Origin of the sequence: Bartonella sp. CB10SXKL (genome assembly GCF_042195515.1) — a bacterium.
Classification (GTDB): domain Bacteria; phylum Pseudomonadota; class Alphaproteobacteria; order Rhizobiales; family Rhizobiaceae; genus Bartonella.
In genome coordinates, this window is record NZ_JBHION010000004.1 from 17,279 (window position 1) to 43,173 (window position 25,895).

General features: G+C 37.1%; 25 protein-coding genes and 1 pseudogene. 12 read left to right on the top strand and 14 right to left on the bottom strand.

What is annotated here, in order from left to right; genetic code table 11:
* Nucleotides 1-2 precede the first annotated feature (2 nt).
* A complete protein-coding gene (gene topA / locus ACFIK3_RS03305) occupies nt 3-2,576 on the bottom strand; it encodes a type I DNA topoisomerase (RefSeq protein WP_273791017.1) in 2,574 nt (857 codons plus the stop codon).
* 261 nt (nt 2,577-2,837) lie between these two features.
* On the opposite strand from topA, the gene ACFIK3_RS03310 reads away from it, so the two are divergent.
* A complete protein-coding gene (locus tag ACFIK3_RS03310; RefSeq protein WP_005773510.1) occupies nt 2,838-3,044 on the top strand; it encodes a hypothetical protein in 207 nt (68 codons plus the stop codon).
* Here the strand turns inward: ACFIK3_RS03310 and dprA are convergent.
* From dprA to ACFIK3_RS03330, 4 genes are read right to left on the bottom strand one after another with little or no spacing between them, the layout of a single operon-like run.
* Nucleotides 2,974-4,206 carry a DNA-processing protein DprA gene (gene dprA / locus ACFIK3_RS03315; protein ID WP_375637615.1) on the bottom strand — a complete coding sequence of 411 codons (1,233 nt, stop codon included), beginning with the start codon at nt 4,204-4,206 and terminating at the stop codon, nt 2,974-2,976. The two genes, ACFIK3_RS03310 and dprA, sit on opposite strands and share 71 nt — an antisense overlap.
* Nucleotides 4,163-4,795, bottom strand: coding sequence for a glycerol-3-phosphate 1-O-acyltransferase PlsY (gene plsY, locus ACFIK3_RS03320; protein WP_273791019.1), 633 nt, complete (start codon nt 4,793-4,795; stop codon nt 4,163-4,165). The genes dprA and plsY overlap by 44 nt, the downstream gene beginning before the upstream one ends.
* A gap of 11 nt (nt 4,796-4,806) precedes the next feature.
* Entirely contained in the window at nt 4,807-6,108 is a 1,302-nt protein-coding gene (locus tag ACFIK3_RS03325) for a dihydroorotase (protein ID WP_273791020.1), read from the bottom strand.
* A complete protein-coding gene (locus ACFIK3_RS03330; RefSeq protein ID WP_273791021.1) occupies nt 6,105-7,070 on the bottom strand; it encodes an aspartate carbamoyltransferase catalytic subunit in 966 nt (321 codons plus the stop codon). The genes ACFIK3_RS03325 and ACFIK3_RS03330 overlap by 4 nt, the downstream gene beginning before the upstream one ends.
* Nucleotides 7,071-7,195: 125 nt before the next feature.
* On the opposite strand from ACFIK3_RS03330, the gene ACFIK3_RS03335 reads away from it, so the two are divergent.
* A complete protein-coding gene (locus ACFIK3_RS03335) occupies nt 7,196-8,815 on the top strand; it encodes an acyl-CoA dehydrogenase family protein (RefSeq protein ID WP_273791022.1) in 1,620 nt (539 codons plus the stop codon).
* Here ACFIK3_RS03335 and ruvX read toward each other — a convergent pair.
* Nucleotides 8,800-9,279: a Holliday junction resolvase RuvX gene (ruvX, locus tag ACFIK3_RS03340; protein ID WP_375625758.1), complete on the bottom strand. Its 480-nt coding sequence runs from the start codon at nt 9,277-9,279 to the stop codon at nt 8,800-8,802. The genes ACFIK3_RS03335 and ruvX overlap by 16 nt on opposite strands.
* Nucleotides 9,280-9,426: 147 nt before the next feature.
* Here ruvX and gatC point away from each other — a divergent pair, with 147 nt between their 5' ends.
* Both gatC and gatA read left to right on the top strand, forming a co-directional pair.
* Nucleotides 9,427-9,714, top strand: coding sequence for an Asp-tRNA(Asn)/Glu-tRNA(Gln) amidotransferase subunit GatC (gene gatC / locus ACFIK3_RS03345; RefSeq protein ID WP_273791024.1), 288 nt, complete (start codon nt 9,427-9,429; stop codon nt 9,712-9,714).
* A gap of 31 nt (nt 9,715-9,745) precedes the next feature.
* Nucleotides 9,746-11,230, top strand: coding sequence for an Asp-tRNA(Asn)/Glu-tRNA(Gln) amidotransferase subunit GatA (gene gatA / locus ACFIK3_RS03350; protein ID WP_273791025.1), 1,485 nt, complete (start codon nt 9,746-9,748; stop codon nt 11,228-11,230).
* 95 nt (nt 11,231-11,325) lie between these two features.
* On the opposite strand, the gene ACFIK3_RS03355 is transcribed toward gatA, so the two are convergent.
* The 5 genes from ACFIK3_RS03355 to ACFIK3_RS03375 all read right to left on the bottom strand — a co-directional run bounded on the left by ACFIK3_RS03355 (nt 11,326) and on the right by ACFIK3_RS03375 (nt 16,184).
* On the bottom strand, nt 11,326-12,036 hold the full coding sequence (locus ACFIK3_RS03355; protein ID WP_273791026.1) for an ABC transporter ATP-binding protein: 711 nt from the start codon (nt 12,034-12,036) through the stop codon (nt 11,326-11,328).
* Nucleotides 12,023-12,805: an ABC transporter ATP-binding protein gene (locus tag ACFIK3_RS03360; RefSeq protein ID WP_273791027.1), complete on the bottom strand. Its 783-nt coding sequence runs from the start codon at nt 12,803-12,805 to the stop codon at nt 12,023-12,025. The genes ACFIK3_RS03355 and ACFIK3_RS03360 overlap by 14 nt, the downstream gene beginning before the upstream one ends.
* Nucleotides 12,802-13,860 carry a branched-chain amino acid ABC transporter permease gene (locus ACFIK3_RS03365; protein ID WP_273791028.1) on the bottom strand — a complete coding sequence of 353 codons (1,059 nt, stop codon included), beginning with the start codon at nt 13,858-13,860 and terminating at the stop codon, nt 12,802-12,804. Before ACFIK3_RS03365 ends, ACFIK3_RS03360 begins: the two co-directional genes overlap by 4 nt.
* Nucleotides 13,860-14,936: a branched-chain amino acid ABC transporter permease gene (locus ACFIK3_RS03370; RefSeq protein ID WP_273791029.1), complete on the bottom strand. Its 1,077-nt coding sequence runs from the start codon at nt 14,934-14,936 to the stop codon at nt 13,860-13,862. Before ACFIK3_RS03370 ends, ACFIK3_RS03365 begins: the two co-directional genes overlap by 1 nt.
* Before the next feature lie 114 nt (nt 14,937-15,050).
* Entirely contained in the window at nt 15,051-16,184 is a 1,134-nt protein-coding gene (locus ACFIK3_RS03375) for an ABC transporter substrate-binding protein (protein WP_273791030.1), read from the bottom strand.
* Nucleotides 16,185-16,507: 323 nt separating this feature from the next.
* Here ACFIK3_RS03375 and ACFIK3_RS03380 point away from each other — a divergent pair, with 323 nt between their 5' ends.
* The 4 genes from ACFIK3_RS03380 to ACFIK3_RS03395 all read left to right on the top strand — a co-directional run bounded on the left by ACFIK3_RS03380 (nt 16,508) and on the right by ACFIK3_RS03395 (nt 19,446).
* Nucleotides 16,508-17,083: a cold-shock protein gene (locus ACFIK3_RS03380; RefSeq protein WP_273791031.1), complete on the top strand. Its 576-nt coding sequence runs from the start codon at nt 16,508-16,510 to the stop codon at nt 17,081-17,083.
* 251 nt (nt 17,084-17,334) lie between these two features.
* The gene (locus ACFIK3_RS03385) at nt 17,335-17,847 is read left to right on the top strand and encodes a DUF192 domain-containing protein (RefSeq protein WP_375676257.1); all 513 of its coding nucleotides are present in this window, start codon (nt 17,335-17,337) and stop codon (nt 17,845-17,847) included.
* Nucleotides 17,844-18,617 carry an alpha/beta fold hydrolase gene (locus ACFIK3_RS03390; protein WP_273791033.1) on the top strand — a complete coding sequence of 258 codons (774 nt, stop codon included), beginning with the start codon at nt 17,844-17,846 and terminating at the stop codon, nt 18,615-18,617. Before ACFIK3_RS03385 ends, ACFIK3_RS03390 begins: the two co-directional genes overlap by 4 nt.
* Nucleotides 18,618-19,233: 616 nt before the next feature.
* Nucleotides 19,234-19,446 (top strand): DUF3126 family protein, encoded by a 213-nt coding sequence (locus ACFIK3_RS03395; RefSeq protein WP_375631125.1) that lies wholly within the window; start codon nt 19,234-19,236, stop codon nt 19,444-19,446.
* A gap of 43 nt (nt 19,447-19,489) precedes the next feature.
* Here ACFIK3_RS03395 and radC read toward each other — a convergent pair whose 3' ends face one another.
* Genes radC through sfsA form a run of 3 tightly spaced genes read right to left on the bottom strand, consistent with a single transcriptional unit; the run spans nt 19,490 to nt 21,841 of the window.
* Nucleotides 19,490-20,284: a DNA repair protein RadC gene (gene radC / locus ACFIK3_RS03400; RefSeq protein ID WP_273791035.1), complete on the bottom strand. Its 795-nt coding sequence runs from the start codon at nt 20,282-20,284 to the stop codon at nt 19,490-19,492.
* A 17-nt stretch (nt 20,285-20,301) separates the two neighbouring features.
* The gene (gene map / locus ACFIK3_RS03405) at nt 20,302-21,132 is read right to left on the bottom strand and encodes a type I methionyl aminopeptidase (protein WP_375638409.1); all 831 of its coding nucleotides are present in this window, start codon (nt 21,130-21,132) and stop codon (nt 20,302-20,304) included.
* The gene (sfsA, locus tag ACFIK3_RS03410) at nt 21,125-21,841 is read right to left on the bottom strand and encodes a DNA/RNA nuclease SfsA (RefSeq protein WP_273791037.1); all 717 of its coding nucleotides are present in this window, start codon (nt 21,839-21,841) and stop codon (nt 21,125-21,127) included. The genes map and sfsA overlap by 8 nt, the downstream gene beginning before the upstream one ends.
* Nucleotides 21,842-22,119: 278 nt before the next feature.
* Here sfsA and ACFIK3_RS03415 point away from each other — a divergent pair.
* The 4 genes and pseudogenes from ACFIK3_RS03415 to ttcA all read left to right on the top strand — a co-directional run bounded on the left by ACFIK3_RS03415 (nt 22,120) and on the right by ttcA (nt 25,708).
* A pseudogene (locus ACFIK3_RS03415) lies at nt 22,120-22,957 on the top strand (RNA methyltransferase).
* Entirely contained in the window at nt 22,950-23,777 is an 828-nt protein-coding gene (murI, locus tag ACFIK3_RS03420) for a glutamate racemase (RefSeq protein WP_375664666.1), read from the top strand. Before ACFIK3_RS03415 ends, murI begins: the two are co-directional and overlap by 8 nt.
* Before the next feature lie 170 nt (nt 23,778-23,947).
* A complete protein-coding gene (gene rpsD / locus ACFIK3_RS03425) occupies nt 23,948-24,565 on the top strand; it encodes a 30S ribosomal protein S4 (protein WP_375663492.1) in 618 nt (205 codons plus the stop codon).
* Between the two features lie 267 nt (nt 24,566-24,832).
* Nucleotides 24,833-25,708 (top strand): tRNA 2-thiocytidine(32) synthetase TtcA, encoded by an 876-nt coding sequence (ttcA, locus tag ACFIK3_RS03430; protein ID WP_273791040.1) that lies wholly within the window; start codon nt 24,833-24,835, stop codon nt 25,706-25,708.
* Nucleotides 25,709-25,895 lie beyond the last annotated feature (187 nt).

The following is a 25,895-nucleotide window of genomic DNA, read 5'->3' on the forward strand; positions in this document are numbered from 1 at the left end:
ATTTATGTCTCTTTTATTTTTGCTTTTGTTTTAGAAGAAGCTCTTTTTGAAGTTGTTTTTTTACTCGATGCTTTAGCCGATATAAGTTCTAGTGCCTCTGGAAGTGTTACACTAATGGGATCTTTATCTTTTGGCAATGTTGCATTAATTTTACCCCAATTGACATAAGGACCATAACGCCCGTTGCGCACGGTAATGGTTCCTCCTTCTGGATGCTCTCCTAATGTTGCCAATGCTTCAGGTGTTGTTCTGCTTTGCTTGGTTTTGTTTTCTTGTTGTTCTGCCAATACTGTAACAGCGCGATTGATACCAATATCAAAAACTTCATCTGCATGAAGAAGGCGCGCAGATTTTCCGTTATGGCTAAGATAGGGACCATATCGTCCAATCGTAGCCGTGATTATTTTTCCAGTTTCAGGATGAATGCCAATTTCACGGGGAAGGGATAGTAAAGCCAAGGCTTTATCAAGGGTTACATTTTCTGCCTGCCACTCTTTTGGTAGTCCTGCACGCTTAACTTCTTTGCTTTCACCAAGTTGAATATAGGGTCCAAACCGGCCATTGCGAAGAGAGATATCTTTTCCTGTTTCAGGGTCAATACCAAGTATAACAGGTTCATCATTGCGTACAGCTTCATTATCTTCTCCAGTATCTGTACCAAGTTGGCGTGTGTATTTACATTCGGGATAATTGGAACAGCCAACAAAAGCACCATAACGACCGAGTTTTAATGATAATTGACCATTTTTACAAAGAGGACAGGAACGCACATCACTTCCATCTTCGCGTTCAGGAAAGGCGAGAGGTGCTAATGTTACATTTAAAACATCAAGGACATTGGTTATACGGAGTTCTTGGATATTGCTAATAGATGCATTAAATCCATCCCAAAAATCCCTTAAGACGTCTTTCCAAGAAAGTTTGCCGTCAGATATAAGATCCAGCTTTTCTTCAAGATCTGCTGTGAAACCATATTCTACATAGCGATTAAAGAAATTTTCAAGAAAGGCCGTAACAATACGTCCCTTAGCATCGGGAATAAGCTTTCGTTTATCAATGACAATATATCCACGGTCACACAATGTCGCCAATGTGGAGGCATAAGTCGAAGGACGACCAATTCCTAACTCCTCAAGCTTTTTAATTAATGAAGCTTCAGAATAACGAGAAGGGGGCTCTGTGGTATGTTGTACGGATTCAACTTTTTCTTTTGTAAGTGCTTCACCAGTGTTTATTTGTGGTAAACGTGTTGTTTCATTTTCTTCATTATTTTCTTCGTCTCGTTGATCCGTGTAGACGGAAATAAAGCCATCAAAGCGAATAACAGATCCTGTTGCTCGTAGATTTGCACGGTTTTCTCCTTGCTGTGCTTCAATTTCAACGGTTGTACGTTCAATGTCAGCAGAACGCATTTGGCTGGCAATAGCACGCTTCCATATCAGCTCATAGAGCTTTGCTTGATCGCTATCGAGAAAATTACGGACTTGACTAGGATTGCGTTGAAAATCTGTTGGACGGATCGCTTCGTGTGCTTCCTGTGCATTTTTTGCCTTTGTTGAATAAAAACGTGGTTTTTCAGGAATATAGTCTTTACCGAAAGTTTCATGAATAACTTTTCGTGCTGAATCAATAGCTTCTGGTGCTATTTGCACACCATCGGTACGCATATAAGTAATCAGCCCTGCCGTTTCACCATTAATTTCAATGCCTTCATAAAGCTTTTGGGCAATTTGCATAGTGCGAGAAGCTGAAAATCCTAATTTTGAAGAAGCTGCTTGTTGTAGTGTGGAGGTTGTAAATGGAGGAAAAGGATTTCTCTTTGTAGGTTTTGCTTCAACACTGAGTGTATGATATTGGGCTTGCTCCAACATAAGGCGAATTTGGTCTGCTTGTTCTTGAGATTGAATATCAAGCTTGCCTATTTTTCTTTGATTAAACATTGTCAATCTTGCTTGGAAACTATCATTTCGGATGGTTTTTAACTGTGTTGTAATGGACCAATAATCTTCTTTGATAAAATGTTCTATTTCTGATTCACGATCACAAATAATACGCAAAGCAACCGATTGAACGCGTCCTGCTGAACGGGCACCAGGAAGTTTCCGCCATAAAACAGGTGAAAGTGTAAAACCAACGAGATAATCAAGAGCGCGACGTGCAAGATAAGCATCTACAAGTGATGTATCAATATCACGTGGATTGTTCATAGCATCAAGCACAGACTTTTTGGTGATGGCATTGAAGACAACTCTTTTAATAGGTTTATCTTTTAAAACTTTTTTTTGACGGAGAACATCCAGAATATGCCATGAAATAGCTTCCCCTTCACGATCAGGGTCTGTTGCTAATATAAGGCTATCGGCTTCTTTAACGGCTTTTGCTATTTCATTTAAACGTTTAGCGGCAGCAGAATCTATATCCCATTTCATAGAAAAATCTTGATCCGGTAAAACAGAACCATCTTTTGCAGGCAAATCACGAACATGTCCAAATGATGCGACAACTTTGTATTGAGATCCAAGATATTTATTAATTGTTTTTGCTTTTGCTGGAGATTCAACGATAACGATATTCATAATTTTACCCAAATATTGAAATAAAAATTTTTTTATAAACGCCTTTTACGCGAATAGCTAATGCCAATTGCTTAAGAGCACATAAAAAAATATTAGCCATATAAAAAACATGAATATTGTACAACTTATGATTGTCATTATTAGAATACACCCTATATAGAATTACACGATTTATTTTCCACTGTTATTACAAAAACATACGGCGAAATACTAAGACGTCTATTGAGAGGTAGGAGGGGAAATGCTCAAGGATAGAGGATTATGTTTATAAATCATTTAAAAGTTATCCAATATATTACAGACATGTCAAAGCAAATGAATCAGATGGCGCGTCAGGCGCATAGTCCGCTTTTAGCATTGCTTTTGGATATGGTTGCCAAAGAAGGGCAAAGCATTATTAATAGTGCTGAGGCTCTTGGGGAAGATCAAGATTCGACAATGACACACAACCACCAGAGTGTCGAATAAGCTTTCCAGCAAGGTCGAGTTCTACCAACAAGAGGTAGAGAGCTGGGAGTGAAACACCTGAGTGGATACTAAGTGTGTCTAAATCGATTGGCGTTGTTGAAAGAGCGGAGAGAACTGCTGCACGTGCTGCATTGTCATCTGCTGAAGAGAGACCGCTGTTTTTTTCATCTGCTAAATTAAAATTCTCCTTTTCAAGTTGTAAAGAGGATGGTTCCTCAAAAAAATTGAGTTGCGAATTTGGAAGCGGTGAAATTAATGGCGTAAGTGTTTCTATAATGTCAGAAGGATGTGTGGTGAGTAGAGCACCGTCTTTGATAAGATTGTTTGTACCAACAGATCTTGGATCAAGTGGAGAACCGGGAATGGCAAAAATTAACCGTCCCATTTCAGCTGCTTGACGTGCGGTAATTAAGGACCCTGAGCGCAGGGCTGCCTCTACAACCAAGAGACCAAGTGATAGAGCTGCAATAATACGGTTTCTTCTTGGAAAATCGATAGCACGCGGCTTCCAAGAAATGGGCATTTCGCTGATGATGGCCCCACCGTTGGCGATAATATCTTCGTGCAACTTTTTATTTTCAGGAGGATAGATATGATCAATTCCTCCAGCCATGACTGCAACAGTTCCTGTTTTTAAACTTGCTTGATGCGCAACGCTATCAATTCCACGAGCGAGACCAGAAATTGTTACAAAGTCTGCTTCTCCGAGAAAACGCGCAAATTGAGCCGTAAGCTTTTTCCCAGCAGCTGAAGCATTTCGAGAACCTATAATTCCAATAGAAGTTTTTTGAAAAATTGAAATATTACCTTTGATAGCAATAAGCGGCGGAGGGGCTTCTGTAACCTTAAGAAAAGCTGGATAATCTGGTTCGCCCATACCGATGAACCGAATATCTAATCTTTCAGCTTCTTGCATTTCTTTTTCTGCATCTTCTAAGCTTGCTATTTTTATAGATACAGAACCACCACCTTTTCTACTAAGCTCTGGCAGCGCTGCCAGAGCATTTTCTGCTGTTTTATAATGATCAATGAGATTACGAAAACTAACAGCTCCAATATTTTCACTGCGCAATAACCGTAACCAGCTTAGACGTTGACGATCAGTAAGCAGGATTCCTTTATTTATCTCCGTGTTGCGTACCAATCTTACTTTCTTCCCCAATTAATAATCTACTGATATTTGCAGAATGTTTTATAAACACAAATACGCTCATCACAATCAGCATACAATAGAAATAAGAAGCGGAAAAATAAAAAACAAATATCGGTGTGATCGTAACAGCAATAAGCGCAGATAATGAAGAATAACGCATGAGAAGAAAAATCGCACTCCATACAATAATAAAAATAATTGCTGCGGGCCAATAGATTCCTAAACAGACCCCTAGATAGGTAGCAACACCTTTGCCACCTTTAAATTTAAGCCATACGGGGAAAAGATGTCCTAAGAAAGTAAAAAAACCCGCTAGAGAAACAAGTATACTATTGTCTAGCGGATTACTAAAAAACTTTATAATCAAAACAACGATAGTTCCTTTTAACATATCACAAAGAAGTGTTAGAGCAGCAAGCTTTTTATTTCCTGTTCGTAAAACATTTGTTGCTCCAATATTGCCGGAACCGATTGTTCTTATATCACCAATTTTGAACAATCTCGTAAAAAGAAGACCAAATGGAATCGAGCCAATGAGATAAGATATGAGGAAAATAAACCATGGAGTGGACTGAAAAAATATTTCTGCTTCATTCATTAAGAATCTCATTAAGTTTGTTGATCAAGTTTAAAAACGGATTTCCCTTTCACAAAGGTCTGGAGCACACGTCCTTGAAAACGTGCATTATCAAAAGGGGTATTTTTTGAACGTGAATAGAGCTTCTCTTTCGAAACAACCCATGGTTCTTCAAGATCAACCACAATAAAGTCTGCATGAGCACCTTTTTTGAGTGTTCCTGCATTGAGTCCAAAGAGCTTTGCAGGCGCCGTTGACAAAAGTTCCGTTATCCGTAGAAGAGATAGGCTCTCATCATGATAAAGGCGTAAGGCTGCGCTCAATAAGGTCTCCATACCAATAGCGCCAACTGCCGCGTCATTAAATGGTAAATGTTTTTTGTCGATACTCTGAGGATCATGAGAAGAGACAATAACATCTACAGTCCCATCCTTTATTGCTTCAATCATTGCTATACGGTCTTCTTCTGTACGCAATGGGGGCATTAAGCGAAAAGAGGTGCGATATTCACCAATGTCATTTTCATTGAAAGATAAATGATTAATAGATACACCCGCTGAAATTTTCTCACTGCGTTTTTTACCTAAACGAAATGCATCAGCAGAGAGTGCTGTCGATATTTGAGCGGCATGATAGCGTGTTTGCGTTAATACTGCTAATCGCAGATCTCTTTCAAGTGGAATAACTTCTGCTTCGCGAGGGATGCCAGAAAGACCAAGCCAACTGGCAAGCAGTCCTTCATTCATCACACCTTGCCCTGTAAGATCTTTATCTTGCGTTTCATGCATCAATGGAACATCAAAATCGCGTGCATAAGTCATTGCACGCCGCATAACAGATGAATTTTGAAGTGTTTTTTTGCCTTCACTAAAAGCAACGGCTCCTGCATCTTTGAGCAAACCAAATTCGGTTATTTCTTGTCCGTTGAAACCTTGTGTGATTGAAGCAACGGGATAAATATTGACCAATGAGATTTCCTGTGCTGTATGCGTAATAAATTTAATCAGAGCAATATTATCAATAACTGGATGCGTGTTTGGCATCATAAGAAAGGAAGTAATACCACCTGCAGCGGCCGCTTGACTTGCTGATGCAATTGTTTCACAATGCTCATTCCCTAATTCTCCAACAAAAACGCGCGCATCAACGAGTCCAGGGAGAATTGCTTTGTTTTGTGCGTTAATAACTTCTGCTTCTTCAGGGAATCCCTGATTCAGAGCTTCTTTTCCAGCGGCTATAATTCGTCCATTTTCAACAATAACTGTACCAATTTCATCGATTGTGCGCGAAGGATCAATAATACGAGCATTTTGAAAAACAATTGGTTTTATCATTTTTTTTCTCCACTGATCTTTGCGCGTGAATCTAATAAAGCCTCCATGACAGCCATACGCACTGCAATTCCCATTTCTACTTGTGTATGAATCATACTTTGTGGTCCATCTGCTATGTCGGATGCAATCTCTACACCACGGTTTAATGGGCCAGGATGCAGAATAATAGAATCATTTTTGGCATAGGCTAAATTTTCTTTATGTAAGCCAAAATAATGGAAATATTCACGCGTAGAGGGAATAAAAGAGCCTGTCATCCGTTCATGCTGTAAGCGCAACATCATGATAACGTCAGCATTTTTAAGACCTTCTTTCATCGTGTTAAAAACCTCAACACTCATATGAGCGATTTCTGCGGGTAAGAGTGTTGAGGGAGCAACAGCACGAACACGAGCACCCAAAGCATTAAGACACAAGATATTGGAACGGGCAACACGTGAGTGTAAGATATCTCCGCAAATCGCAACAGTTAATCCTTCAATACGACCTTTTGCCCTTTTAATGGTTAGAGCATCTAATAAAGCTTGGGTTGGATGTTCATGAGCACCATCACCTGCATTAATAACACAACAATCAACTTTTTGCGCTAATAAAGCTGCCGCTCCTGCACTGTTATGGCGAAAAACCAGTATATCTGGCTTCATCGCATTGAGAGTTGTAGCTGTATCAAGTAATGTTTCTCCCTTTTTTACAGATGAGTTGCCGATCGCAAGACTCATCACATGTGCACCTAGCCTTTTACCCGCTAATTCAAAAGAAGATTGTGTTCGCGTAGAGGCTTCAAAAAAGAGATTAATTTGAGTCCGTCCATGCAAAGTAGATTTTATTTTATCAATTTTGTTAGAAAGGATAACATTTGCTTCTGCACGATCAAGCAATGTATTAAGGTCTTGTACACTTAGATCTTTAATAGCTAAAAGATGTTGATGAGGGAAAAGTGGAAAAAAATTATCTTGCATCATAGCATTCTTCTTTATCTCTCTCTAAACAGGTTAAACAAGCATTTGTTTGAATATGATAAATGTTTCTTAACTCTAAAAAGACAAATAGTCTATGATATGAATGATTTGAATGTAGGAATATACCTATGAGTGCTGTATCTGCGCAAAATACTCGTCGAAAAAATACATTTCTTAGCGATACGCTTATGTTTCGTATTGCTTCTACTTTGCCTAAGTTTTTGTTAGCAAGTTTTGAAGAAATAGGGGATTTTGCCGCGAGTCGAGAAGCATGGAAACTTTCTTGCTTAGCGAATCATTATAAGCCTTTACTATGCTATAATGATGAATGGGGGCAACCAACAGAAAAATTAGAGATCCATTCTTCCTATCAAGCTCTTCAACAATATTCTAGACAAGCAGGTTTGGTTACCTCACTTTGGGAAAATGCGAGTTCAGAAAATGGAGTACGCTATCAAGCGCGTGCGATTCGTTTAGCTTTATCTGCTGGTTTAGAAACAGGACATTTAAATGAAGTTATCATAACGAGTGCAGCTATTGCTGTTTTAATTAGTGATATTGAGCTCTTCAAAAAATGGCAAAATGTACTTTTATCACGCCAATATGATTCTTCATCAAAGCCTATTCATCATAAAAAGGCTGCTTCTCTAACTTGTGCATTTGACGATATTGAAAAATACGCTTTCAATTTTCCAAGTGTTAAGAAAATTTCTTTCGATGAAAGTATGGAACGTGATCTATATCGTTTAAATGTTGTAAAAACCAATGTTATTAATCCTACCGCTGACGGATATCTTGTTAGTGCAGATTTAAATGGTCATTTAAGTTGTTTTTTTATTCCACGCATACAAGAAAATGGCGCATTAAATGGATCTATATCGATTCGTCATTTAATTCAGCGTTCTGGAGAACTTTTAACACCAGAGGGGGTTGTCGATTTCCAAGGCAGTTATGGCTGGCTTTTGGGAAATGCTGGAGAAGGGCTTAAAGTTATTAAAGATATCGAGACGATGATGCGTTTCGATCAATCTGTCATATCGGCAGGTGTTTTACGAGCGGCTCTTCAATTTGGTATAGATTTTTTCCGGAAAAAAATGCCCAATCAGCCGTTACCTCCACTGACAGAACGTATTTTTGCAGATATTGCATTAGATATAGCTGCCTCACAAGCATTGGTTTTGCGTTTAGCGAGAGCATTTGACAATGCAGCAAATGACCGTTCTGAAGCAGCTTTTGCCCGTATTATGACACCTATTATTGCTTATCATGTAAGTCAATTGGTTGTGCCTATTATTGGTGAAATTATTGCACAACTTGGTATTGAAAGTTTTATAGAGAATAATCCATTATCACAAATGTTGCATAATGGGCCTGCGCGAATTGTGAGAAATAGTTCTGCTAATCAATTGGTAAAGGATGCCATTCTTATTGCTGAAAAAGCACCGGGATTGTTTCAGAAATTGTTGGAAAAAATTGCTCTTGATATTGGACCAGCGGGACCCAGAGCAATTGAAATCATTAAGTCAGCAGGTGATATGGCATCAGCAAATGAAGGTGCAGGAAGGTTTTTTGTTGAACAGGTAGCTTATGCAGCAGCAGCAGCAGCATTACGTTCTACAGACATAGAACATGTTGCAAATGCCTATATGGAAAGCCGCCTTGGGGGACAATGGAGATCTTCTTACGGGATGCTCATCGCACGATATAATGCAGGGCATTTGCTCAATGTCCTCTATCCTTCCATATGATGAAAGTGTTGAATTCTATTGAGAGCACCTTGCAATATAAAAGCGGCGGCTGCCGAATCAATACGGCTTGCTCTTTTAGCGCGCGATACATTCATTTCTAAAAGAGACCGTTCCGCAGCAATTGTTGATAAACGTTCGTCCCAAAAAACAAATGGAATTTTTGTATAAGCTTTCATATTGCTCACAAAAGCTCTGGTTGCTTGAACACGAGAGCCACTGCTTCCATTCATGTTAAGAGGTAAGCCAATGATAATAACGCCTACATTTTCACGGTCAAAAATTTTAATAAGTGTGTAAGCATCTTCTGTAAATTTTTTTCGCTGTAGTACAGGACGTGGATTTGAAACAGTCAGCCCCATATCAGAAATGGCAATTCCGATAGTCTTTGTCCCTAAATCTAAGCCTGCTATTGTTTGTTTAGGCAAAAGATGTGTTATAACTTCATCTATATTAATAACAGTCATAAGGGGATAATACGTTTTTTAATGTTTCAGATCTATAGTTATATTCTTTATTCATGTTATCTAATATTCTTGCACTTACAAGTGCAGCCTTGTATAGCCAGAATAAAGATCAATAAATAAACAAAAAAGCAGAAAGGCGTAAAGAGTATGTCTGTTGATCAAGAGACAGTCAAGCGGATAGCACATTTAGCAAGGATTGCCCTCCACGATGATGAGATAGAACCTGTGACAAAAAAATTCAATGCTATTTTAGGTTTTGTAGAACAATTGAATGAAGTTGATGTCAGTGGAATTGAGCCATTAACATCTGTGATGCCAATGACTCTACGAATGCGTGAAGATAGTGTTACAGATGGTGATAAAGCAGCAGATATTGTAGCCAATGCTCCTGTTACAGAAGAAAATTTTTTTCTTGTCTCAAAAATTGTTGAGTAATTTTTTATATTTTTGAAATTTGAGAACCAATATGACTGATTTAACAACCCTCACAATTGCGCAAGCTCGTGATGTTTTAACAAAGAAGAATCTCAAAGCAACAGAATTAACGGAAGCTTATTTACAAGCAATAGAATTAGCTAATCCAATTTTGAATGCTTATGTAACAATAACAGCAGAACAGGCAATGAAAATGGCTGCTGAATCAGACAGTCGCTTAGCGAAAGGGCAGGGAGGGCTTTTAGAAGGAATCCCCTTGGGGATTAAAGATCTTTTTGCAACCTATGGTGTTCATACTCAAGCCTGTTCATATATCCTTGATGGTTTTAAACCGCACTATGAATCAACTGTCACAGCTAATTTATGGCAAGACGGTGCTGTGATGTTAGGAAAACTTAATATGGATGAGTTTGCTATGGGCTCATCCAACGAAACATCATATTATGGCCCCGTTATTAGTCCATGGAGAAAAAAAGGCTCGAATGAAAAACTCGTACCCGGTGGTTCATCGGGAGGATCTGCTGCCGCTGTTGCTGCACAAATTTGTGCTGGGGCAACAGCAACAGATACAGGTGGCTCAATACGTCAACCAGCAGCGTTTACTGGAACTGTAGGAATAAAACCAACTTATGGACGTTGTTCGCGATGGGGCGTTGTCGCGTTTGCTTCATCTCTTGATCAAGCTGGACCTGTTGCCAGAGATGTTCGTGATTGTGCTATCTTACTCAGATCAATGGCCTCTTTTGATGAAAAAGATTCTACTTCCGTCAATTTACCAGTTCCTGATTATGAGAGTTATCTTGGTCAATCAATCAAAGGAATGAAAATAGGTATTCCAAAAGAATATCATGTGGATGGAATGTCTCCAGAAATTATTGAGCTTTGGCAAAAAGGAATAAATTGGTTAAAAGAAGCAGGTGCTGAGATTAAGGATATTTCTTTGCCTCATACAAAATATGCTCTACCTTCTTATTACATTATAGCTCCTGCAGAAGCCTCTTCTAATTTAGCGCGTTATGATGGTGTGCGTTTTGGTTTGCGCATGCCTGGAAAAGACATCATTGAGATGTATGAAAATACACGTTCTGTTGGTTTTGGTAATGAAGTTAAGCGGCGTATTTTGGTGGGGACTTATGTCCTTTCATCTGGTTATTATGATGCCTGTTATCTAAGAGCTCAAAAAGTAAGAACACTCGTAAAACGTGATTTTGATCAATGTTTTGCTTCAGGCATTGATGCTATTTTGACACCAGCAACACCAACACCTGCTTTTGGTATTGCTGATGAAAAAATAAAAACTGATGCTGTAGCAATGTATCTTAATGATATTTTTACGGTACCAGTCAATATGGCTGGTTTACCAGGAATTTCTGTTCCTGCTGGTCTGTCATCAAATGGTTTACCTCTAGGATTGCAATTGATTGGTAAACCTTTTTCTGAAGAAGTCATTTTTCAGATAGCGCATATTATTGAACAAGAAGCAGGAATATTCAGTGCAGAAAAATGGTGGATGTAATAGTCAAAATTCACAAAGGAGCATTTCTCATCCTTAATGAGAAATGCTTTTTTAAAGGTGGAGGGAATGAGCTCTATTTCCTTAATTCGTAGTTTTTATCCACCAAGATAGGCTTCTTTAACACGCGAATCAGAGAGCATAGTTTTTCCTTCACCGTGAAATAAAATATGTCCTACCTCTAAAATATAAGCATAGTCAGCTATGGAAAGTGCAGCAAATGCATTTTGTTCAATAAGAAGAACAGTTTTTCCCATATCATTAATTTTTCGAATAATAGAAAAAATTTCTCGAACGAGAAGTGGCGCTAACCCCAACGAGGGTTCATCTAATATGACCATATCAGGATTGCTCATGAGTGCACGGCCCACAGCAACCATCTGTTGTTCACCACCTGACATTGTTCCTCCCAACTGTTTTGCTCTTTCACGTAGGCGCGGAAAAAGGTCAAATATCCATTCAATATCACGGGAAATTCCCTGCTTATCGTGACGAATATAAGCACCTAAATGAAGATTCTCTAAAACAGTGAGATGGGGCATGATACGTCGTCCTTCAGGACTTAGAGCAATCCCTAATCGCAAAATCTCTTCTGGTGATTTTTTAATAATAGATTTGCCATTATAGGTAATTTCTCCATAAACAGAGCGATTAAGTCCTGTAATAGAACGTACAATACTGCTTTTTCCTGCACCATTGGCTCCAATTAAAGTGACAATACTGCCCCGCTTTATGGACATAGAAAGATTTTGGACAGCTTTAATGGCGCCATAATGAACGTAAAGATTTTTTATTTTAAGAATATCCATAAACATCTCCGCCAAGATAAGCTTCAATAACTTTAGGGTTATTACGAATTTCATCTGGTGTACCATTGGCAATGCAACAGCCATATTCCATAACCAAAATATGTTGGCAAAGCCCCATAACCACTTTCATATCGTGCTCAATAAGAAGAATTGTAAGATCAAAGTCTTTTTGCACTTTTGCGATGAATTTTCTAAGATCTTCACTTTCTTGTGGGTTCATGCCAGCAACAGGTTCATCAAGAAGAAGCAATTTGGGCTTTGTGGCTAACGCGCGTGCAATTTCTAGACGTCGTTGCACACCATAAGGTAAAGCTGTTGCCGATTGATTGGCAAGGTGATCAAGTTGTAGCTGTTCAAGGAGCTCCAAGGAATTTTTATAAACTTCCTTCTTTTCTTTCATTGCTTTTGAAAAAAATAGAGCTGAAGAAAACCAAGGATATTTTTGTCGAACATGCGCTCCTACCATAACATTCTGCAAAACCGTTAACCCTGAAAAAAGACGAATATTTTGAAATGTTCTGGCAATATGGCTTCTACAGATAATATAAGGAGACGCTCCAGAAATTTTTTTCTCATCAAAAAGAATGATGCCGCTTGTAGGAGCATAAAATCCAGAAATCATATTGAAAACTGTTGTTTTTCCAGCACCATTGGGACCAATTAACCCAGTAATACTTCCTCGTTTAATTGCCATATTAACATTATTTACAGCAACTAATCCGCCAAAACGCATTACAATATTATTGAGTGAAAGGATGTTGTCGTTCATAGCTTTCCCTCAGTATTAGAAAGCTTTTTGCGTGTCAAAAAGCTATAAATTCCATTCCATGAGAATTCTCGTTGTCCCATTAACCCTTTTCTCCAAAACAAAATAATTACCAGCAATAAAAGAGAAAAAACAACCATACGAAGTCCTGGGGTTTCTGGAATATGTATAAAACCTAAGTCAAATGGACTTTCAATAATACGAAGCCATTCAAGCATTACTGTAATAATAATGCTGCCAATAATGCTCCCTGTAATTGAACCGAGACCACCAGCAACAACAATCATCAAAATATTAAAAGTCAAAAGAAAATTAAACATTTTTGGATCAATGGTTGAAATAAGAGCCGCCATTAATGCGCCACCTATACCTGCAAAAAACGCTCCAACAGTAAAAGAAAAACTACGGTAGAAAAAAGCGTTAATTCCCATAGTTTTCGCAGCTATTTCATCATCACGGATAGCACGTAATACGTTACCAGTATTGCTTTGCAGTAAGAGGACAATAAAGAGAACAGTAAATGCTAGCCAACCGTAGTTCCACCATAATGTTGCATTTTGAGGTATTCCTTTGATTCCCAAAGAGCCATTTGTGAGCGATGTTGCGTTCGTAATGACAATGCGAATAATTTCTGCAAAACCTAATGTTGCAATTCCAAGATAATCACCACCAAGACGCAATATTGGTAAAGCAATCAATAAACCTACAACTGCAGCACACAAACCACTTACAACAACAGCGATAAAAAAAGGTAACTGTAAATGGTATAATGGTTCAGCAATAGGATCAAGAATCCACATCATTTCTTTTTGTTCAGGGGAAAGAAGTAAAATTGCGCAAACATAAGCACCAATAGCCATAAATCCAGCATGTCCAAGAGAAAACATACCTGTGAAACCGTAAATCAAATTAAGCGAAATTGCCAATATCGCATTAATAGCAATCAGATTTATGATACGAAGCGTATAGTCATTAAAATGGCTATCAGCATAAAATAAAAAACCTATAAAAACGAAAATACTTATACACGATAAAACAGTTGTCGCTGACTTCGCCATTAGATTTTCTCCTGACTTCTTTTACCCATTAATCCTGTGGGCAATATCAATAAAATCAGAATCAATAAAATGAAAGCGAAGGCATCTCGATATCCAGATAGCGCGGGAAAAAATGCGATAATCATAATTTCAATAAACCCTAATAACAATCCTCCCAACATTGCACCTGGTATCGAACCAATACCTCCGATAACAGCAGCGATAAATGCTTTGAGACCAGGAAGAACACCCATATAAGGCTGAATTTGAGGATAACGTAAAGACCACATAATGCCTGCTATAGCGGCAAGAGCTGAGCCTATTCCAAATGTAAACGCAATAACTTTATTGACAGACACACCCATCAAACGTGTTGTTTCAATATCATGGGAGATTGCGCGCATAGCAAGACCCGGTTTTGTTTTATGGATAATCCATAATAGTAATAAAATAAGAATTAATGACACAAAGGGAACGATCAAAGACATGGGAGCAATTCTGATGATACCATCTGCTCCTGATCCTAGATGCCATAAAAATGGTGTTACAAGAAAATCTGGCTGTTGTACACCTTTCGGAACACCACTAAAGAGTACAGTAGCAAGATTTTCAATAAAAAAAGAAACACCGATTGCACCGATAAGTGCCGAAATGCGCGGAGCATGGCGTAGAGGTTTATAAGCAAATTGATCAACAGCAACACCCACAGCACTTGTAATAAAAATGGAAAAACAAAGAGCTAAAACCCAAATCGGTGTAAAATCTTGTGGGGAAATTTTAAAATAATAAACAAATCCTAGCGCAAGAATTAAAAAAGTAGCAATCCAATAAATTGGAGGACGCCTTTTAAAGCCTATAAAGACCGAATAATAAACAAGAGCAGCAAGGAACAAAAGAAGAAAAGCTGCCCAAGCAGGCATAAAGCCAATTGTGGAAAAGAAAACAAAATATGCTCCCAGCATAAAGATATCACCGTGAGCAAAATTAATGAGTCTCAGTATACCGTAGACCATGGTGTAGCCAATAGCAATAAGCCCATAAAGAGATCCCAATGCCAGTGCATTAAAAAAGTACTGGATGAACATTTCAGTGCTCATCTCTCATCCTTCCACATTTGTTAATTTACATAGGACAATAAGAAATTTCTAAGTTTTTGGTTGAGAAAAAGATCCTCAACCAATTCTTGCATTTTAATAAGTACAACTTTTTAATTAAAAAGCAGGTTTAACTTCTTCTAAATAAACACGTTTTCCATCCTGTATTTTAATGATACCAATAGGAATTTTAGGATTATGATTTTCATCCATTGACATATCCCCAAAGGGGGTAGGAAAATCTTTTAATTGGCTAAGTGCGATAGTAATTTTTTCACGATCAGTGCTACCAGCATTTTCAATAGCCTTCATGAACATCATATAACTCGTGTATCCCAAAACAGAATTGATATTTGGTTCTTTGTCAGGGTAAGCTTTTTTCCATTCTTTTGTGAATTCTTGCGCAGCTACTGACATATTTGGCATATCCTCACTATAGGGAAGTGTCGTATGTAAGAAACCTTCTGCAGCTTTTCCTGCAATCGTAATGGTTTCTGGATTATCCATAGCATCTCCACCCATAATTTGAAACTTAGCCCCTAATTCTCGTGCTTGTTTCATGATGATAGCACCTTCAGAAAAGTAAGATGGAATGAATAAGATATCAGGTTTCTGGGCGATAATTTGCGTGAGAACAGCTGAAAAGTCCTGATCTCCAGAATTATAATTTAAATTTGAGATAACTTCACCACCTAATTTTTTGAAAGCACGCGTAAAATAACTTGCAAGACCAATAGCATAATCGCTTGAAATATCTTTAAGGATAGCAGCCTTTTTTGCGTGTAAAGTTTGGCTTACATAAGTTGCGATTCCTACTCCTTGATAGGAATCAATAAAGCAAGCACGAAAGTAATATTTTTTACCCTGTGTAACAAGGGGACTTGTTGAGGACGTTGCAATGGTTGGAGTCTTTGCCTTTTCAGATATTTCACCACCTGCTAACGAGAGCGAAGAACCATAGCTACCAATGATTCCACTCACTTTTTCACTTGCTGTTAAACGCATAACAGCATTAGCCGCTTCTACTTTATCAGACTTATTATCAATAATAACAAGTTCTACTTTACGTCCTAAAATTTCTGGAACTTTTTTATGGGCTAATTCTATACCTCTAATTTCAAGCTGACCTCCAAATGCATTTTGACCACTTAATGGAAGATAAACACCAATCTTAATAGGTTCACTCGCATAAACATTTGCTGTAAATGCCATAAATGCTGCGATTATCGTAAGGATTTTCTTCAATTGCATTGCGCATTTTCCTTAATTGAATTGTCGTTTTTTCACCTTATATTGAACTTCTTCATCATGCAAGTTACACATTAATCAAAATATCATTATGTAAAAAAACTTTTATATGACCTCTTTTGTAGGGCACTTCTTGTAAGGTATGTAAAGTGTACAATCAAATAGTTTTATAAATATTCATGTTGATATTCTCTGACATTAACATAGAAGATACGACAATGTGGGGAAATCTTATCTTGGGGCTTGCGTGTTGATACAAGAGCAATGTTTACTTAAACCTAGAGAATCAATATCGTACAATTTATAAGCTACAGGATCACGTTATTATGACGAGTAAGGATGCATTAAAGGATTGTTCCCCATCTGAGGATAGTATAGGTGCTTGTGGGGAGATTATCGAAATCAGTGGTGTCATTAAGTGGTTTGATGGTAGTAAGGGGTATGGATTTATTGTACCTGATTTACCTCATTTCCCCGATATATTATTGCATGTTACAGTAATGCGAAGGGATGGTTTTCAAACAGCTTTGGAGGGAGCTAAAGTCATTTGTGCTGTGGAAAAAACTGAACGAGGATTAAAGTGCGTTCAGGTGAAATCCATAGATTGTTCTTCAGCAATTCATCCATCAGAAGTTCCAGCCCGTACCCATGTTGTTGTTACTCCAGAAAGTGGACTAGAACGAGCAATTGTTAAATGGTTTAATCGTGACAAAGGATACGGTTTTCTTAGCCGTGGGCAAGGAACGGAAGATATTTTTATTCATATGGAAACATTGCGCCGTTTTGGTTTAGCAGAGCTTCGTTCCGGTCAAGTTGTTCTTGTACGTTTTGGTAAAGGAGAAAAAGGTTTAATGACAGCAGAGATTTATCCGGATATAGGCATTCCTTTAGCTACGCATTAAATTTCACGAGTGAAATCAGTATGTTTCCTGTATTTTTAAAGGTGATTGTTTCATAAATTGCTATAGAAGTAGATTTTTAAAGAAAATATAGCTCTCGTGAATCTATAAACCAAATGAAGGAAATTGTGCATATTACGTTGAAAGAAACTAGAAAATAACAAGGAAGCAATTCTCTTGTTTTTTGACTTTTAAGCTCTGGTACTTTTTATTTTATAAACAAAATTTAAAATTTTTCTGTGGTGGAGACAAGAATGTTAAAGCCTTTTAAAAAGGGGCATATTGCTTTATTGGTGATGCTTTTTATGCTAGATATGCGTGTTGTTGTAGCAAAGGAGCCCATAGAGATTCCTGTGCATCCGATTCCTTTAGAAATACATACAAAGCAAGGTCCGGTTTTTTATAAGGCAGAGATTGCTTTTACGCCATCTCAAGCAGCAGCTGGTTTAATGTATCGAACTGATTTTCCACGCGATCGTGCAATGCTCTTTAAGCAGCTAAAAAGTTCTCAATCGGGAGATGAGCAGAAAATTTTTATGTGGATGGCAAATACCCCTTTACCTTTAGATATGATTTTTTTAAACTCTGAGGGAGTTATTGTATCGATTGTTGAAAATACTTCTCCATTTTCAACAAAGACCATTTCATCAGAAGTTCCTGCAGCTTTTGCACTTGAGATTAACGCTGGTGAAGTTTCTGAAAAAAAGATACAAAAAGGGCAACGTGTTATTCATCCTGTACTTTGTGGAAAGTGCAATAAAAAATGACCGCTGAAGATATTCGTTTTTTTGAATATAATGGTTTGCGATTTGCTTATCGAGAAGAAGGGCAGGGCGCGCCTATTTTGTTGATCCATGGTTTTGGATCTTCTGCACGGGTGAATTGGTATGCAACGGGTTGGTTTCGTATTCTCACTGAAGCAGGATATCGTGTTATTGCTCTTGATAATCGCGGTCACGGAGATTCAGTTAAAAGTTATGATCCTGTCTTTTATACACCTCAAGCTATGGCTGGCGACGCTGTAAAGTTACTACAGCATTTAGAGTTATCTAAAGCTCATGTTATGGGATATTCTATGGGGGCTCGTATTAGTGCTTTTATGGCTCTTTTGCATCCAACATATGTACACAGTGTTATTTTTGGTGGTTTAGGTATTGGTATGGTGACGGGAGCAGGAAATTGGGAGCCTGTTGCTGAGGCCCTTTTAGCAGAAGATATTTCCACCATTACCAATGCACGCGGTTTAATGTTCCGTAAATTTGCAGATCAAACGAAAAGCGATAGACGTGCTCTTGCTGCTTGTATCATTACATCAAAACAGGAGTTAACGGCGTCTGAAGTTTACAAAATCAAACAACCAGCACTTGTTGCTGTTGGTTCATTAGATGAAATTGGCGGTGCTGCAGAGCCATTGGCAGCCTTGTTGCCTTGTGGTGAAGCTATATCAATTCCTGATCGAGATCATATGCTTGCTGTAGGCGATAAAGTTTATAAAAAAGGTGTTATCGATTTTCTTTCTCGTTATCCTATAAAATAAGAATTCTTCATAGCTTTTAGAATTTACAGAAATACCCAATATTTTTATCTCGTATAAATTAAAAAAGCTTATTTAAAAATCTTTCTTTTGTGACATAAGTTTTTATAAAGAATGAAAAGAAAAATAAACTCTTATTAGCTTATTTTGTATATTTTTCAGAGATGTAACTCTTCTAAGATTAGATAATTATACTTTAAAAGTTATTAAAAAGAATTATTTTTGAATGATGTAATAAATATTTTTTGCTAAAAAATGTAGTTTTAAATAAAAAAATATTGTTATTTACATTTTTTATAAAAGGAACAAAATTATAAATTATTGATCAATTTATTCTTACAAATATGCATTCTAAATACAGATGCTAAAATTGGAGATAAAGTAAAATTATTAAAAATATACAGTTTTTTTGCCATTTTTTAATCTATACGGGTATATTTAATAATGATAGACTCTTTTTGTAAACGTTCTTTATGAATTTATAAAGAACGTTGTAAATATATGTAACATTAAGTAAATATTCAGATTATGCTTTTTTACTGACTTTACAGAATCATAAGAGTGTCTTATTTGCGCGACACGCAATTATTTTAATCGTTTCAAAAAACAGGAGAGCATAGTGAATGCTGATGAAATAAAAAAACTTGATCATTATTTTAAAAATATATTCCAAAACTCAGCATTGCAAGTCAGAGCACGGCCTAAAAAGAGTGATTCTTGTGAGGTTTATATGGGAGATGAGTTTTTAGGCATTATCTATCGAGATGATGATGAAGAAGAGCTCTCCTATAATTTTTCAATGGCTATATTAGATATTGATTTAGAAAATTGATTTGTTATTCATAGTTGAATGAAGTCTTTTTAACCCATAAGATTTATATAAGTTTTAACGCTTTAAAGCTCGTATGGTTATTTCGTGCAATAATAAGATGGTCATGGATAATAATGCCTAATGCATTTGCTGCATCTTTTAATCTATATGTCATTGTTATATCTGCATCAGAGGGGGTGGAATCGCCAGAAGGGTGATTGTGGACTAAGATAAGTCCTGAGGCGGATAACTCTAAAGCGCGAGAAATAACTTCACGAGGATAAACAGGGGTATGATCAATGGTTCCAGTTTGTTGCACCTCATCAGCAAGCAAGCCGTTTTTCTTATCAAGAAACAAAATACGAAATTGTTCACGTGTTTCGTGAGCCATAACAGCTTTACAATAAGCTAAAACTTTATCCCATGATGAAAAAATATCGCGTTTAAACAATTGCGCACGAGCAAGACGTCCAGCAACATCTGAAATAATTTTTAAATCAATTGCAGTGGCGGGACCACATCCTGGAATTTCTTGAAGTCGGTGAATGTCCGCTCCCAACACATCAGCTAATGAACCAAAACGCGCTATCAAATTTTTAGCTATGGGTTTTGTGTTTGCACGGGGTATTGTGCGAAAAAGCAATAATTCAAGATACTCATAATCTTCAATTGCATTTCCTTTTGACTTTAAATAGCGCTTCCGAAGACGTTCACGATGTCCTTGATAATGTTTATGAAGCTGTGCGTTTTTCTGAGGCTCTTCACTTTTTCTTTCTGATACTGGGGTGAGTGGAGAACTCGATGTTAATGCAAAGTGATTACTTTGAGTACCTTCCTTTTGATTTAATTTTTTAGCCATAACATCTCTACGTTGCGTTAGGTATGCGAATTTGGAATATAAAAAATATTTTTAGGAGATTGCGTAAATATTTCATATCCTTCATTTGTCACACCAATTGTATGTTCATATTGTGCTGTCAGAGAACGGTCACGGGTAACAGCAGTCCAACCGTCAGATAAAATCTTAACTTGTGGTTTACCAAGGTTAATCATAGGCTCAATTGTAAACATCATACCTTGTTTTAATTCGACTCCTTCTCCAGGGGCTCCATAATGGAGGATATTAGGAGCATCATGAAAAAGCTGGCCGATACCATGTCCGCAAAAGTCTCTCACAATTGAACAGCGTTCAGATTCTGCATACTGTTGAATGGCTGCCCCGATATCACCTGTCGTTGCTCCAGGCTTAACGACAGCGATTCCTTTCATAAGACTTTCATAGGTTATTTTTAGCAAGCGTTCTGCTGCACGCCTAATTTTTCCAACAGGATACATTCGGCTTGAATCCCCATGCCAACCATCAAGGATAAAGGTTACATCAACATTTACAATATCACCTTCTTGCAAAGGTCTTTTATTGGGAATGCCATGGCAGACAACGTGATTGATAGATGTACAGCATGAATGGCTGTATCCATGATAATTTAGATCAGCAGGAAGTGCTCCTCGCTTAGCACCAAAAACGAATACAAAATCATCAATTTCTTGCGTAGTAACGCCCGGCTTAATAATATCCGTAAGCGCATCAAGGCATTCTGCAGCAATACGACCAACTTCACGCATTTTAGCAAAAGCATAATCATCGAAAATGCGGATTTTTCCATTAAATTTTAAAGGGATTTTATTATATTCGATATACTCAGTCATTGTTTCTTCTATTTTCTATTTTTACTCTCTGAATCGGAAAAATGCCTTCTACACTTACATGACACTTTACAGCATAACATTCTACCCCTGATTTTAATGCTAAATCAAACTTACGTCCATAGAGTGGATCAAGATCATGACAAATTGTAAAAGCTGTGCAATCTTCTCGTTGAATAATATAAAGCATAGCAGCTCGTTTTCCTTGTTGTACAACTCCTATGAGCTCATCAAGGTGACGTGCACCACGTTTTGTTTCGCTATCAGGAAATTCTGCTAATCCTTTCTGACGAATAAAATGAACATTTTTGACTTCTAGGTAACAATCAGGAAGAATGTCATCTTGTAAAAGAAAGTCAATTCGTGATTGTGTCCCATAGCGTTGTTCTTTTAAAATTGTTTTATATCCACTTAATTCTGGTAGTAATCCGTTTTGAATTGCCTCTAACGCAAGCTTATTGGGTAAAGAAGTATTAATGCCAACCAAAGTATTATCGGCTTCAATAATTTCTAATTGATAGGCATATTTTCGTTTGATGTCGTTATGATAAGAAAGCCAAATATTGGAGTTGAAAGCTGTTAATCCAAGCATTGATCCTGTATTAGGTACAGACACGGTGAGGACATGCTGATCATCTTGTTGAACATCTGCAAGGAAACGTTTATAACGACGGATAAGCTTTGCAGGAAAAAGTTTGGGAATAAAGTGCATATCCCTTTTTAGGATTTATGATTTCATAATTCAACTGAGATTATGATTTGCAGGGGCTGTTTCCTATTAAAAGTAGATAAAATTGATGTAAAAAACGCTACGATATCGTTCACTTTAATGGCTTTTAAAATTTATTATTAGGTTTAGAAACTATTATCTTTGAATGAAAAGATAACATTGTCTATAATTTATTATTAAACAGCATTAGAGTATTGTGAAAAAGGTTTCGTAAAAAATAGTGGAGAGGGAGATAGTTTAAGTGAAACTAGGTAAGATTGATGGCAGGAACGAATAAGAATCGTGAAAATTTAACAAATGGTCCCATTATTATTTTAGTTGAACCGCAGCTTCCTGAAAACATTGGTATGGTCGCAAGGGCAATGGCGAATTTTGGGCTTTCTAAGCTTCGATTAGTCAAACCTCGAGAAATGTTTCCAAATGAAAAAGCTAGAGCTGCTGCAAGTAAAGCTGATCATGTCATTAACAATGCTGTGATTTTTAACACATTGCGTGATTCAATTGCAGATTTACACTATGTTTTTGCCACAACAGCACGTGAAAGATGTGGATTTAAAACTGTAAAAAGTGCTGTCGAAGCAGCAAGCGTATTACGTCAGCGTGAAAGTATCGGACATAAGACAGGTATTGTCTTTGGAAGAGAGAGATGGGGACTAGAAAATGATGAAATCAGCCTTGTTGATGAAATTATTACTTTTCCAGTTAATCCTGCTTTTGCGTCACTTAATATTGCGCAAGCGGTTCTTTTAATGTCTTACGAATGGATGAAAACTGGTTTAGAGAATGTCAGCGATACGGCATTTCGTGCCGCAGAGATGGAACCTGCAAATAAAACAATATTTCATGGTTTTTTATCTCAGTTAGAAGAGGCTTTGAATATCCGTGGGTATTTTAGACCCCCAGAACGCAAAGAAGTAATGCTTGCAAATTTGCGCTCTGTTTTTACGCGCGCTAACTTTAGTGAACCTGAGGTTCGTTTATTGCGAGGCATTATATCTTCTTTGGATCATTTTTCGCCACAATATCCACGGGGGAGTAGAGCACCTGAAGAACGTGATCGTAAAAAAATTAAAAATAAGTGTGAAAACTAATGGATGAACGACCTGTTCTTTTTTTTGATAGCGGTATTGGTGGTTTAACAGTGTTTAGGGAAGCGCGTATTCTTATTCCTGAAATGCAATTTATCTATGTTGCTGATGATGCAGGATTTCCTTATGGAAATTGGAAAGAAAATATTTTGAAAGAGCGTATTTTGAAGATTTTTACAAATCTTTTAACACGCTACAATCCAGCTTTATGTGTGATTGCTTGCAACACTGTTTCTACACTGATGATAGCAGATTTACGACAGAATTTTCCTCATGTCCCTTTTGTAGGAACGGTTCCTGCAATTAAATCAGCTGCAGAACAAACAAAATCTGGTTTTATTTCCGTATTAGCGACTCCAGGAACAGTTAAACGTGCTTATACAAATGAATTAATTAACTCTTTTGCTGGACAGTGTCATGTTCAGCTTGTGGGAAGTAAAAAGCTGGCTGGACTTGCTGAAGATTATTTACGGGGAAAATCTATCGATTCAGAAGAGTTAAGAAAAGAAATCCTGCCATGTTTTGTGGAAAAAAATGGACAATATACGGATGTTATTGTTTTAGCCTGCACACATTATCCTTTTTTGATTAATTTCTTTCGTGAACATGCTTTATGGTCCGTTGAGTGGATTGATCCGGCGAAAGCGATCGCCAAACATATCAGATCTTTATTACCATTGTCGGGAAAAATACACCATCAATATATAAAGAAATATCAAGATTTTGCGTTGTTGACATCTAAAAATATCACTTCTTTAACGGAGAATTTGTTTAAAGGATTTGGCTTAAAACTCATGAAAGGAGTTGACTTTGGGTTACGAGACCAATAATGATGATCTGGCTATTTTTTCAAGAAAATAGCATTAATTGACGTGTCCCGTGGATAACTTTGCATATTGATATGTTAAGGTATTCTGTCAGTCTTTAGTATTTAAAGGCAGAGGAGGGCGCGTTTCCTTGGGATCTTAAGATCTCGTGTTTTATTTTATAAGGAAATGCGATGAGTAAACGCGAAACAACAAAGTATAAAATTGACCGTCGTATGGGAGAAAATATTTGGGGGCGTCCAAAATCTCCTGTCAATCGTCGTGATTATGGTCCAGGTCAGCATGGACAGCGTCGTAAAGGAAAACTTTCTGACTATGGGGTGCAGTTGCGCGCTAAACAGAAATTGAAAGGGTTTTATGGAGATATTTCAGAAAAACAATTTCATAAAACCTATGAAGAGGCTGCTCGTCGACGGGGCGATACTGGCGAAAATCTTATCGGTCTGTTAGAATCACGTTTGGATGCTGTTGTTTATCGTGCAAAATTCGTACCTACGATTTTTGCTTCTCGCCAATTTATCAATCACGGTCATGTTAATGTCAATGGGCGGCGCACAAACATTCAATCTTATCGTTGTAAACCAGGTGATGTTATTGAGGTTCGGGAAAAATCGAAACAACTTATTTTAGTTTTAGAATCAGTGCAATTGGCAGAACGTGATGTCCCTGATTATATTGAAGCAGATCATAAACAGATGAAAGCAACCTTTACACGTATTCCTGCTTTTGCAGATGTTCCTTATGCTGTGCAAATGGAACCTAATTTGGTTGTTGAATTTTATTCTCGATAATTTTTCTGTAAGAGAAATTGTTTCTCTCTTCTATTATGATAACTTCAAAATATTGTGTTATTTTTACAATCTTTGAAGTTAGTAAGTATTTTTTGTGAATGGTTCTATATTAAGTTTATTGCTATGTTTTATAGTCATAGACTTATATAGTTCCATTTCTTTTTTGTGTATCTAATTTATAAATTCAAAAAACATAAATGTAAGCTTGCTTTAATATTTGTTTTTATCTTTGCAAAACGAGCTGTTTATTGTGCAGGATATGGTATTATGAATGATGTTCCAGTTGAATATCAAGTAATAGAAGAAAACGAAGGGAGAGATGATCCTTTAATAAGCGAAGCAGATAATTGTCATCCAATGTTTCGTGTTGCTCCTTCAAGCGTAGAATTTAATAAATTACGCAAACGACTTTTACGTCATATGCGACAAGCTTTGGATGATTTTTCTATGCTCTCTACAGGAGAAAAATGGCTTGTTGCTTTATCGGGTGGAAAAGACTCTTATGGTTTATTAGCGCTTCTTTTAGACTTAAAGTGGCGAGGTCTTTTATCCGTTGAAATTCTTGCCTGTAATCTTGATCAAGGGCAACCAGGATTCCCTAAGCATATTCTTCCAGACTTTTTAAGTTCTTATAAAATTCCATATCGTATTGAATATCAGGATACTTATTCCATTGTTACAGATAAATTGGCAGAGTCGCAGACATATTGTTCACTTTGTTCTCGATTACGACGTGGTAATCTCTATCGTATTGCACGTGAAGAGGGATGTTCTGCATTAGTTTTAGGTCATCATCGTGATGATGTTTTAGAAACATTTTTTATGAATTTGTTTCACGGTGGCCGATTAGCTGCCATGCCTGGAAAGCTTAAAAATGATGAAGGAGATCTTTTTGTGTTACGTCCTCTTGTTTATGCTGCTGAGGAAGATATGGAAAAATTTTCTCAAGCAATGCAATTTCCGATTATTCCTTGTAATCTTTGCGGTAGTCAAGATGGTTTGCAACGTAATGCCATGAAAGAAATGCTGAAAAATATAGAAAGACAAATGCCAGGACGTAAAGATACGATGATTCGCGCTTTAACAAATGTACGCCCAAGTCATTTGCTTGATAAGAAATTCTTTGATTTTAAAACGTGTTAATAATAATTAGATATTTAAAAAAATAAGTTCAAAGAGTTTAAGATAAGATACTTATTTATAATGATAATTTATTGTTTTTTAATTTAGATACGTCAGATTGTTTTGTTTCAAATTCTCTTATATTGCATCTATAAAAAACATCTGCCTGCATATCACAAAGGAAATTCTCGTGTGCATCAAACTCTCT

Coding starts and splice junctions, on each gene's coding strand:
- ACFIK3_RS03365 (WP_273791028.1), bottom strand. CDS start 13,860: ATGGCGAAGTCAGCGACAACTGTTTTATCGTGTATAAGTATTTTCGTT.
- ACFIK3_RS03330 (WP_273791021.1), bottom strand. CDS start 7,070: ATGATGCAAGATAATTTTTTTCCACTTTTCCCTCATCAACATCTTTTA.
- ACFIK3_RS03370 (WP_273791029.1), bottom strand. CDS start 14,936: ATGAGCACTGAAATGTTCATCCAGTACTTTTTTAATGCACTGGCATTG.
- ACFIK3_RS03380 (WP_273791031.1), top strand. CDS start 16,508: ATGACGAGTAAGGATGCATTAAAGGATTGTTCCCCATCTGAGGATAGT.
- radC (WP_273791035.1), bottom strand. CDS start 20,284: ATGGCTAAAAAATTAAATCAAAAGGAAGGTACTCAAAGTAATCACTTT.
- ACFIK3_RS03355 (WP_273791026.1), bottom strand. CDS start 12,036: ATGGATATTCTTAAAATAAAAAATCTTTACGTTCATTATGGCGCCATT.
- ACFIK3_RS03375 (WP_273791030.1), bottom strand. CDS start 16,184: ATGCAATTGAAGAAAATCCTTACGATAATCGCAGCATTTATGGCATTT.
- ACFIK3_RS03310 (WP_005773510.1), top strand. CDS start 2,838: ATGTTTATAAATCATTTAAAAGTTATCCAATATATTACAGACATGTCA.
- ttcA (WP_273791040.1), top strand. CDS start 24,833: ATGAATGATGTTCCAGTTGAATATCAAGTAATAGAAGAAAACGAAGGG.
- sfsA (WP_273791037.1), bottom strand. CDS start 21,841: ATGCACTTTATTCCCAAACTTTTTCCTGCAAAGCTTATCCGTCGTTAT.
- ruvX (WP_375625758.1), bottom strand. CDS start 9,279: ATGACTGTTATTAATATAGATGAAGTTATAACACATCTTTTGCCTAAA.
- plsY (WP_273791019.1), bottom strand. CDS start 4,795: ATGAATGAAGCAGAAATATTTTTTCAGTCCACTCCATGGTTTATTTTC.
- topA (WP_273791017.1), bottom strand. CDS start 2,576: ATGAATATCGTTATCGTTGAATCTCCAGCAAAAGCAAAAACAATTAAT.
- ACFIK3_RS03325 (WP_273791020.1), bottom strand. CDS start 6,108: ATGATAAAACCAATTGTTTTTCAAAATGCTCGTATTATTGATCCTTCG.
- ACFIK3_RS03385 (WP_375676257.1), top strand. CDS start 17,335: ATGTTAAAGCCTTTTAAAAAGGGGCATATTGCTTTATTGGTGATGCTT.
- ACFIK3_RS03360 (WP_273791027.1), bottom strand. CDS start 12,805: ATGAACGACAACATCCTTTCACTCAATAATATTGTAATGCGTTTTGGC.
- gatA (WP_273791025.1), top strand. CDS start 9,746: ATGACTGATTTAACAACCCTCACAATTGCGCAAGCTCGTGATGTTTTA.
- map (WP_375638409.1), bottom strand. CDS start 21,132: ATGACTGAGTATATCGAATATAATAAAATCCCTTTAAAATTTAATGGA.
- murI (WP_375664666.1), top strand. CDS start 22,950: ATGGATGAACGACCTGTTCTTTTTTTTGATAGCGGTATTGGTGGTTTA.
- ACFIK3_RS03335 (WP_273791022.1), top strand. CDS start 7,196: ATGAGTGCTGTATCTGCGCAAAATACTCGTCGAAAAAATACATTTCTT.
- rpsD (WP_375663492.1), top strand. CDS start 23,948: ATGAGTAAACGCGAAACAACAAAGTATAAAATTGACCGTCGTATGGGA.
- gatC (WP_273791024.1), top strand. CDS start 9,427: ATGTCTGTTGATCAAGAGACAGTCAAGCGGATAGCACATTTAGCAAGG.
- ACFIK3_RS03390 (WP_273791033.1), top strand. CDS start 17,844: ATGACCGCTGAAGATATTCGTTTTTTTGAATATAATGGTTTGCGATTT.